The sequence below is a fragment of the Vibrio sp. M260118 genome, assembly GCF_036533755.1.
Taxonomy (GTDB): Bacteria; Pseudomonadota; Gammaproteobacteria; order Enterobacterales; family Vibrionaceae; genus Vibrio.
Window position 1 is genome coordinate 1 of record NZ_JATABG010000152.1, and the last position, 7,919, is coordinate 7,919.

The following is a 7,919-nucleotide window of genomic DNA, read 5'->3' on the forward strand; positions in this document are numbered from 1 at the left end:
TCAGTCAGATCTATCACGATAAACTAGAAAAGCATCTACCTAACGCCTATTTTGATCTCAGTCTTGATGCCATTTGCAAGCACCTCGACCTGCCTTTACAAGACAAACATGATGCTCTGCAAGATGCCATATCCGCTGCGCTAGTGTTTGTTCGGCTGACAAAAGGTGATCTGCCTAGCCTAAATATTCCATACACCCGCTAAATTCAGTGGCGTTCAAGATCTCATTTTTTGTTTTAATTACCTAATTTTAAAGCAGATATAGCGTTCTCATCCTAAAGTCTAATTGTCGAATCAGCGCCTGTGATTGAAAGTTATGGGTAACGAGAATTTACAACGTCGGGGTCAGGTGACCTTTTCGTTTTAAACGGACAATTGCTCAATTCACAAGGAATTAGGCACAAGGAGATAGCAATGAGTGAAGCCCATATTTATCCGGTAAAAGAGAACATCAAGAAAAATACCCACGCGGATAACGATACTTACCAAGCCATGTACCAACAATCAGTGACTGATCCGGTTGGTTTCTGGAGTGAGCACGGAAAAATCGTCGATTGGATGAAACCATTCACTCAGGTTAAGAACACCTCTTTCGACACTGGCCACGTTGATATCCGCTGGTTTGAAGACGGCACATTAAACGTGTCTGCTAACTGTATCGACCGCCATCTTGCAGAGCGCGGTGATGATGTCGCAATCATTTGGGAAGGTGACGATCCGAATGACGATAAAACACTGACTTTCAAACAGCTGCACAAAGAGGTGTGTGAGTTCTCAAACGCGCTGAAAGAGCAAGGTGTACGCAAAGGTGATGTGGTTTGTCTGTACATGCCAATGGTGACCGAAGCAGCAGTCGCAATGCTCGCTTGTACCCGTATTGGTGCAGTACACACTGTCGTATTTGGCGGTTTCTCTCCTGAAGCACTATCTGGCCGTATTATCGACTCAGACGCTAAAGTGGTTATCACTGCAGATGAAGGCGTTCGTGGCGGACGTGCTGTTCCTCTGAAAAAGAACGTTGATGAAGCACTGACTAACCCAGAAGTAAAAACGATCGAGAAAGTCATCGTTATGAAGCGCACTGGCGGCGACATTGACTGGCATGATCATCGTGATGTTTGGTGGCACGAAGCGACTGCAAATGTCTCTTCTGACTGTCCACCAGAAGAGATGAAAGCGGAAGATCCACTATTCATCCTTTACACATCTGGCTCGACAGGTAAACCAAAAGGTGTGCTCCACACTACAGGTGGTTACCTAGTCTACGCTGCAATGACGTTCAAGTACGTATTTGACTACCAGCCAGGCGAAACCTTCTGGTGTACTGCCGATGTGGGTTGGATTACTGGCCACACTTACTTAATCTACGGCCCATTGGCTAACGGCGCGAAGACAATCCTATTCGAAGGTGTGCCAAACTACCCAAGCACTAACCGTATGAGCCAAGTGGTCGATAAACACCAAGTGAATATCCTTTATACAGCGCCTACTGCAATTCGTGCATTAATGGCAAAAGGTAACGAAGCGGTAGAAGGCACTTCACGTAGCAGCCTGCGTATTATGGGCTCAGTAGGTGAACCAATTAACCCAGAAGCTTGGGAGTGGTATTACAAAACCATTGGTAACGAAGACTCACCAATTGTCGATACTTGGTGGCAAACTGAAACTGGCGGCATCTTGATTGCACCGCTACCAGGGGCAACCGACCTTAAACCAGGTTCTGCAACTCGTCCTTTCTTCGGTGTTCAGCCTGCGCTAGTGGATAACATGGGTAACATCATCGAAGGCGCAACTGACGGCAACCTAGTGATTCTAGACTCGTGGCCAGGTCAAATGCGTACCGTTTACGGTGACCATGACCGCTTTGAGCAGACTTACTTCTCTACCTTTAAAGGTATGTACTTCACCAGTGATGGTGCACGACGCGACGAAGATGGTTACTACTGGATTACTGGCCGTGTTGATGACGTACTAAACGTATCGGGCCACCGTATGGGTACCGCAGAGATCGAATCTGCACTAGTTGCCCACGATAAAATTGCCGAAGCGGCTATCGTTGGTATTCCGCACGATATCAAAGGCCAAGCGATCTACGCTTATATCACGCTCAATGATGGCGAGTTCCCAAGTGCTGAGCTACACGCTGAGGTCAAAAACTGGGTACGTAAAGAGATTGGCCCTATTGCAACACCAGACGTACTGCACTGGACAGACTCTCTGCCTAAAACACGTTCTGGTAAGATTATGCGTCGTATTCTACGCAAGATCGCAACCGGAGATACCAGCAACTTAGGTGACACTTCGACCCTAGCAGACCCAAGTGTGGTTGATAAGCTCATTGCAGAAAAAGCTGAACTCGCTTAATTCAATCAGTTGCAAATTAATGACTTCAAACCGTCACCTTGTGTGGCGGTTTTTCTATTTAGCGTTTAAAACACTCCCCTCTAAAAGCCCTATCTAGCACGAAAAATGTTATCTCGGTTACAAATTTACAGCTCTATGCTGGGAGATTAGACCAGTAAATTGCTGCTAAATGCGCTGAATTAGCTATAATCTGGGTCTATTTCAAAGATTCGCTACTATTATTAGTAAAAATCGTATGCTGAATCAGCGATAATATGGGAATATTCCAGTTCATATCATGAAGTAGGAAGATGGCAGCACAATGACAGCAAAATCACGCATTCTTGTCTTAAACGGTCCAAATTTAAACCTATTAGGTCTACGCGAGCCTGCACATTACGGTTCATCAACCTTGGCGCAGATTATCGACAACCTAACTAAGCAAGCCAATGAAGCAGGTGTTGAACTTCAACATCTTCAATCTAACCGTGAGTATGAACTGATCGAAGCTATCCATGCAGCCTATGACCAGATTGATTTTATCATCATCAATCCAGCTGCATTTACCCACACCAGTGTGGCATTAAGAGATGCCCTACTTGGCGTGGCTATCCCATTTATCGAAGTGCATTTATCTAATGTGCATGCTCGTGAATCATTCCGTCACCACTCATACCTTTCTGATAAGGCAGAGGGGGTGATATGTGGTCTAGGCGCACAAGGGTACGAATTCGCTCTGTCTGCAGCGATAAAAAAACTGCAGGCAAAGTAACCCAACTAGCGTTGAGGTCCGTTTAGAGGCACTCGACGTATACAAACACTCTGCAGCTCATTTTGAGCTGTCTTATTCACAAGATAAAAGAGAAAGAAAAAATGGATATCCGTAAAATCAAGAAGCTTATCGAGTTAGTAGAAGAATCTGGCATTGCTGAGCTAGAGATCTCTGAAGGTGAAGAGTCGGTACGCATCAGCCGTAATGGTACAGCAGCACCAGCACCTGTACACTACGCAGCAGCACCTGCACCTGTAGCAGCGCCAGCACCTGCGGCGGCACCTGCTCCTGCAGCAGCACCAGAAGCGGCAGCGGCTCCTGCAACTCCAGCAGGTCACCAAGTTCTTTCTCCAATGGTTGGTACTTTCTACCGTTCTCCAAGCCCAGACGCAAAATCATTCATCGAAGTGGGTCAATCTGTAAACGCTGGCGACACACTATGTATCGTTGAAGCAATGAAGATGATGAACCAAATCGAAGCAGACAAGTCTGGTGTAGTAACAGCTATCCTAGTTGAAGACGGCCAGCCAGTTGAATTCGACCAACCACTTGTTGTTATCGAATAATCGAGGCTCTCTCTTATGCTAGATAAATTAGTCATCGCGAACCGAGGTGAAATCGCACTTCGTATTCTTCGCGCATGTAAAGAATTGGGCATCAAAACAGTAGCGGTTCACTCTACTGCTGACCGTGACCTAAAACACGTACTACTTGCAGATGAAGCGATTTGTATCGGCCCTGCTCGTGGTATCGACAGCTACCTAAATATTCCGCGCATCATTTCTGCTGCAGAAGTAACTGGCGCGGTTGCAATCCACCCAGGTTACGGCTTCCTATCAGAAAACGCTGATTTTGCCGAGCAAGTGGAACGTAGCGGCTTTATCTTTGTTGGCCCTAAAGCAGACACAATCCGCATGATGGGTGACAAAGTTTCTGCAATCACAGCAATGAAGAAAGCGGGCGTACCTTGTGTACCGGGTTCTGATGGCCCACTAGATGACGATGCACAAGCGAACAAAGCACACGCCAAGCGCATTGGCTACCCAGTAATCATCAAGGCGTCGGGCGGCGGCGGCGGTCGTGGTATGCGCGTAGTTCGCTCTGAAGGTGAACTGGTCGAAGCTATCGCAATGACTCGTGCTGAAGCAAAAGCGGCGTTCAACAACGACATGGTTTACATGGAGAAATTCCTAGAAAACCCACGTCACGTTGAGGTTCAGGTAATTGCTGATGGTCAAGGCGGCGCTATCCACCTTGGTGAGCGTGACTGTTCTATGCAGCGCCGTCACCAAAAGGTGGTAGAAGAAGCACCAGCTCCAGGTATTACTGAAGAGATGCGTAAGTACATCGGTGAGCGTTGTACCCGTGCATGTATCGAAATCGGCTACCGTGGCGCAGGTACTTTCGAGTTCCTATACGAGAACGGCGAATTCTACTTCATCGAGATGAACACGCGTATTCAGGTTGAGCACCCAGTTACTGAAATGGTAACGGGCGTAGACCTAATTAAAGAGCAACTACGTGTAGCGGCAGGTCAGCCTTTGTCGTTCACTCAGGATGACATCAAAATCCGTGGCCATGCTATCGAGTGTCGTATCAACGCAGAAGATCCAGAACGTTTCCTACCTTCACCAGGTAAGATCGAACGCTTCCACGCGCCAGGCGGCATGGGTGTTCGCTGGGAGTCGCATATCTACACAGGCTACTCAGTACCACCACATTACGACTCAATGATCGCTAAGCTTATCACTTACGGTGAGAACCGCGATGTGGCTATTGCTCGTATGAAGAACGCACTTGGTGAGATGATCGTTGAAGGCATCAAGACTAACGTTCCTCTACAAGAGGCGATCATGAATGATGAGAACTTCCAACACGGCGGTGCCAACATTCATTACCTAGAGAAGAAACTAGGGCTTCAATAAGTTCCTAGAAGCGAGATCCTAGTTCCTAGAAAAGTCTCTAGGAACTAGGAACTAAACTCTCCCCCCAAATGCTCACTTCATCATCGGTGAGCATTTTTGTTTTCGCTGATTTATTCACCTATAAACCCGCAGATTTCTGCTACACTCTGCGCCAAATCCTATCAATTAATCTAAAGAGCCCGTACTCATGCCTTGGATTCAAATCAAACTCAATGCGACCAATGAAAACGCTGAACAGATCGGCGACATGCTCATGGAAGAGACTGGAGCGCTATCTGTCACCTTCTTAGACGCGCAAGATACGCCTGTATTCGAACCTTTGCCTGGTGAAACTCGTCTTTGGGGTGATACGGATATCCTTGCACTGTATGACGCTGAAGCGGATACCGACTTCATCATTGAACAAACCAAACTCAGTGGCCTTCTGGCGGATGGCTTCGCTTACAAAGTAGAACAGCTAGAAGACAAAGACTGGGAACGCGAGTGGATGGATAACTTCCACCCGATGAAGTTTGGCGAACGTTTATGGATTTGCCCAAGCTGGCGTGAAATCCCAGAACCAGAGGCAGTGAACGTGATGCTTGACCCTGGCCTTGCGTTTGGTACTGGTACTCACCCAACCACCGCTCTATGCCTTGAGTGGCTCGAAGGTTTAGACCTTTCAGGAAAAACCGTTATCGATTTTGGTTGTGGTTCAGGTATTTTGGCGATTGCAGCGATTAAGCTTGGCGCGGAAAAAGTCATCGGCATCGATATTGACCCACAAGCCCTGCTGGCTTCAAAAGACAATGCGGAGCGCAATGGCGTTGCTGACAAACTAGAGGTATTCCTTCCTCAAGATCAGCCTGAAGGTCTGATCGCTGACGTTGTGGTGGCTAACATTTTAGCGGGTCCACTACGCGAACTATCATCAATCATCAAATCTTTGGTTAAGCCAAATGGTGAGTTAGCCATGTCTGGTGTGCTTGATACGCAAGCAGAAGATGTTGCCAACTATTACCGTGATGAGTTTCATATCGAGCCTATCAAAGAACAAAGCGAATGGTGTCGTATCTCTGGCCGAAAACAAGGCTAGACAAGACTTTGCGAGTTAATTGACTGATTTTTGGGCATTTTACAGAAACAAATTGTAAATGCTCAAATATTAGTCTTTTCACAGCGTAAAAAAATGCGTAAAATGCGCGCCCTTGCTAGTCAGAACTGTGATACACCCAAAATAATTGGAGTTGCAGCACGGCAACAAGACAATTCAATCCTATGAGCATAGGTGTGCTATGTGATTAGGATGAATTGGCGCAGTTAACAAAGCTGCAGATTCAAGAATGAAGGGTATAGGTGTTTTGAAAATCGGAACTTACCAACTTAAGAATAATCTCATCGTTGCCCCTATGGCTGGTGTGACTGATAGACCCTTTCGTGAGTTGTGTCTCCGCTATGGTGCGGGTATGGCCGTCAGTGAAATGATGTCATCAAACCCAAAGCTATGGAAAACATCTAAATCGAAGCAACGCATGGTACATGAAGGCGAATCGGGCATTCGCTCTGTACAAATTGCGGGCGCTGATCCACAACTGATGGCCGACGCTGCTCAGTTCAGTGTTGAAAACGGTGCGCAAATCATCGATATCAACATGGGCTGTCCAGCCAAAAAAGTGAATAAGAAGCTAGCCGGTTCTGCCCTACTTCAGTACCCAGATATCATCAAAGATATCCTTGAGGCTGTGGTTAACGCAGTAGATGTCCCAGTGACACTAAAAACCCGTACTGGCTGGGATACAGACAATAAAAACTGTGTTCAAATCGCTAAATTAGCCGAAGACTGCGGCATTCAAGCTCTTGCTCTGCATGGCAGAACAAAAGCGTGCATGTACAAAGGTGAGGCCGAATACGACAGCATTAAAGCGGTTAAGCAAGCTATCTCGATTCCGGTTATTGCTAACGGTGATATCGATAGCCCAGAGAAAGCAAAGCATGTACTGGAGTATACCGGTGCAGACGCTTTAATGATTGGACGCCCTGCCCAAGGTCGTCCGTGGATTTTTCAGGAAATCCAACACTTTTTGGAAAACGGCACCACGATGCCTGAGCTTCCTTACTCGGAAGTGAAAGACATCCTGCTTGGTCATGTAAATGCACTCCATGAGTTCTATGGAGAGTATTTAGGCCCACGTATCGCGCGTAAGCACGTAGGTTGGTATCTAAAAGAGCATGAGCAAGCGAGTGAGTTTCGCCGTACCTTCAACGCTATTGATGCAGCTGAGCTGCAGCTAGAAGCGTTAGAGGGTTACTTTGATTTAGCCTAAATACTTGAAGATAAGGCTTCAAATATGGCGGCTATAACGTTGCATCATAATTAAGAGAAGAGCTAGACCGAATATGTTCGAACAAAATCTGACTTCAGAAGCATTAACAGTAACTACAGTAACGTCACAGGACCAGATTACTCAGAAGCCATTACGTGACTCTGTTAAAGCGTCTCTTAAAAACTACTTGGCTCAACTAAATGGCCAAGAAGTAACAGAACTATATGAATTAGTTCTAGCTGAAGTTGAACAGCCATTACTAGATACCATCATGCAGTACACTCGCGGCAACCAAACTCGCGCAGCAACAATGATGGGCATCAACCGCGGTACTCTTCGTAAGAAACTTAAAAAGTACGGCATGAACTAAAATAAATTGGTTTAAGCAAATAATTTCAAAGGGTTAGGAAATATTTCTAGCCCTTTTTGTTTTTTACCACCCCACAAACCACCCCAAAAAGAAAAACCACCCATTAAAATAAATCATGTTTAGCCCGTCTGTGTGTGTCATCGTCAACAACAAGCATCATACACAAATAATTATTATTATCATTTATCTTAAAGAATGGTTTCAGAC

At 46.1% G+C, this 7,919-nt stretch carries 7 protein-coding genes and 1 pseudogene; all 8 read left to right on the forward strand.

The window, feature by feature from the left end; all coding sequences use genetic code 11:
* Positions 1 to 203: pseudogene (locus QTO00_RS10705) on the forward strand (3'-5' exonuclease); the annotation flags it as partial.
* A 210-nt stretch (positions 204 to 413) separates the two neighbouring features.
* Positions 414 to 2,363, forward strand: coding sequence for an acetate--CoA ligase (gene acs / locus QTO00_RS10710; RefSeq protein WP_331424782.1), 1,950 nt, complete (start codon positions 414 to 416; stop codon positions 2,361 to 2,363).
* 301 nt (positions 2,364 to 2,664) lie between these two features.
* The gene (aroQ, locus tag QTO00_RS10715) at positions 2,665 to 3,114 is read left to right on the forward strand and encodes a type II 3-dehydroquinate dehydratase (RefSeq protein ID WP_331424783.1); all 450 of its coding nucleotides are present in this window, start codon (positions 2,665 to 2,667) and stop codon (positions 3,112 to 3,114) included.
* A 101-nt stretch (positions 3,115 to 3,215) separates the two neighbouring features.
* A complete protein-coding gene (gene accB, locus QTO00_RS10720) occupies positions 3,216 to 3,680 on the forward strand; it encodes an acetyl-CoA carboxylase biotin carboxyl carrier protein (protein ID WP_331424784.1) in 465 nt (154 codons plus the stop codon).
* 15 nt (positions 3,681 to 3,695) lie between these two features.
* A complete protein-coding gene (gene accC / locus QTO00_RS10725) occupies positions 3,696 to 5,039 on the forward strand; it encodes an acetyl-CoA carboxylase biotin carboxylase subunit (RefSeq protein ID WP_331424785.1) in 1,344 nt (447 codons plus the stop codon).
* Between the two features lie 187 nt (positions 5,040 to 5,226).
* A complete protein-coding gene (gene prmA, locus QTO00_RS10730) occupies positions 5,227 to 6,114 on the forward strand; it encodes a 50S ribosomal protein L11 methyltransferase (protein ID WP_331424786.1) in 888 nt (295 codons plus the stop codon).
* A gap of 265 nt (positions 6,115 to 6,379) precedes the next feature.
* A complete protein-coding gene (gene dusB, locus QTO00_RS10735) occupies positions 6,380 to 7,342 on the forward strand; it encodes a tRNA dihydrouridine synthase DusB (RefSeq protein WP_331424788.1) in 963 nt (320 codons plus the stop codon).
* Between the two features lie 73 nt (positions 7,343 to 7,415).
* A complete protein-coding gene (gene fis, locus QTO00_RS10740) occupies positions 7,416 to 7,712 on the forward strand; it encodes a DNA-binding transcriptional regulator Fis (RefSeq protein WP_000462885.1) in 297 nt (98 codons plus the stop codon).
* The last annotated feature ends 207 nt before the right edge of the window (positions 7,713 to 7,919 follow it).